This window comes from Xenorhabdus indica, assembly GCF_014467235.1.
GTDB classification, from domain to species: Bacteria; Pseudomonadota; Gammaproteobacteria; order Enterobacterales; family Enterobacteriaceae; genus Xenorhabdus; species Xenorhabdus indica.
In genome coordinates this window covers 1-1,930 of record NZ_NKHP01000066.1, presented here as the reverse complement: position 1 = coordinate 1,930, position 1,930 = coordinate 1, and the positions used below count along the sequence as shown (strand labels likewise).

Below are 1,930 nucleotides of genomic sequence, written 5' to 3'. Positions count from 1 at the left end.
CCGTACGCCTAATTCAATCAGGTAGTGCGCCAGACGGTTGGCGCGGAGGTTAAGTTCACCATAGCTGATAGTTTGTTCTTCAAACATGACGGCAATGGCGTCGGGGTTATGTGCGGCTTGCGCCTCGAATAATTGATGGATCAGCGCGTTTTGTGGGAAATCGGCTTGTGTCGCATTGAAATCGACCAGCAGTTGTTGCTGTTCGGATTCAGACAATATCGGTAAAGTTGCGATATTCTGGGTTGCATCGGTTGCCATCGCCGCTAACACACGTTTTAAGTAATCCACCATACGTTCGATAGTCGCGTGATCGAACAAATCGCTGGCATATTCCAAATCACCAATCAGGCCTGAATCACTTTCGGTCAGTGATAGCGTTAGGTCGAAGTGAGCACGGTGACGTGTTTGTTCTATGGGGATAAGTTGCAGACCCGGTAATACCAACGTTTGCGCCGGTGTGTTATTTAAGGCCAGCATCACCTGGAAAATCGGGCTGTAGCTGAGGCTGCGCTCAGGTTGTAGTGCTTCTACTACTTGCTCAAAAGGCAGATCCTGATGAGCATAGGCGGCCAGTGCCCGCTCCCTGACTTGTGTGAGCAGGTCGGTTACATTGGTGGAATCATTCAGCGTGACACGCAAAGCGAGTGTATTAACGAAGAAACCGATCAAATGTTCAAGTTCATGGTATGGACGATTAGAGACCGGGGTGCCGATAACAATATCATCCTGACCACTCAACCGGGAGAGGACAATACTCCAGGCCGCCAGAAGAGTCATAAATAAAGTGGTGTTATGGTGTTGTCCCAGTTTCTTGAGTGATGCCAGCAAAGCAGCGTCAAGCTCAAAGGATACCTGACTACCGCGATAAGTCTGCACGGCAGGGCGTGGCCGGTCAGTAGGCAGAGCTAATAAGGCAGGGGCACCTGCCAGTTGCTGACACCAGAAATCACGTTGCTGTGTGAGGGTCGTTTCTTGCAGCCAATCACGTTGCCAGACAGCATAGTCAGCATATTGGATGGGCAACGGCGGTAATGGATCATCGTGTTCGTTGTTGAGGGCAGCCCGGTAGAATGCTCCCAGTTCATGCTCCAGTACACCAACAGACCAGCCATCAGTGATAATGTGATGCAGAGTCAGCAACAGCACATGCTCATCGTCCGCCAGTTGCAGCAATCGACCACGGATCAGTGGACCCTGAGCAAAATCAAACGGCGTTTGTGCTTCAAGGGTGACCAATTCCGTAATGCGATGAGCATGATCTTCTGGCGCTAATTGGCGTAAGTCCTGACTGGACAGAGCAAAACCAATGTTCGCAGAATCAATGTGCTGGCAGGGCTGTCCCTCATGCCGAATAAAGCGGGTACGTAAACTTTCGTGGCGGGCTACCAGCCGATCGAGTGCGGTGGTCAGGGCAGGGTGATCCAGTATTCCCGTCAGGCGCAGTGTTACCGAAATATGGTAGACCAGACTGGCTGCGGGATCGAGTTGACTAAGGAACCACAACCGTTGTTGGGCGAAAGACAAGGGTAGCGGTTGATTACGGTCAGCCGGAGGAATGACGATTTGTTCAGTCTCTGAGGCCTCGGTGAGTGTCTGAGCCAAATCTGCCAGCAGAGGCTGTGCAAAGAGTTGTTGTAGCGATAATTCTTGTGACAGAGCCTGACGTACACGTGAAGCGAGCTGAACAGCAAGCAGTGAATGCCCGCCCAATTCAAAGAAATGGTCGTGACGACTAACTCGCTCGACTCTGAGGAGTTCTTGCCAGATTTGTGCCAGAACAATTTCAGTTTCACCGATAGGTGCTTCATAGCTGCGTGTCACTACAGCAGACAAATCCGGTGCCGGTAGAGCCCGACGGTCAATTTTGCCGTTAGGCGTCAGCGGGAAAGCCTCAAGGGTGACGAAGGCGCCCGGTAACATATAGTCGGCA

Annotated in this window: 1 protein-coding gene; it reads right to left on the bottom strand. The window is 51.6% G+C overall.

The genetic code is table 11. The features are described 5' to 3' along the window. Positions 1-1,930, bottom strand: a 1,930-nt coding sequence (locus tag Xind_RS19425; RefSeq protein ID WP_187650925.1) for a condensation domain-containing protein, incomplete at both ends; no start/stop codon positions are given.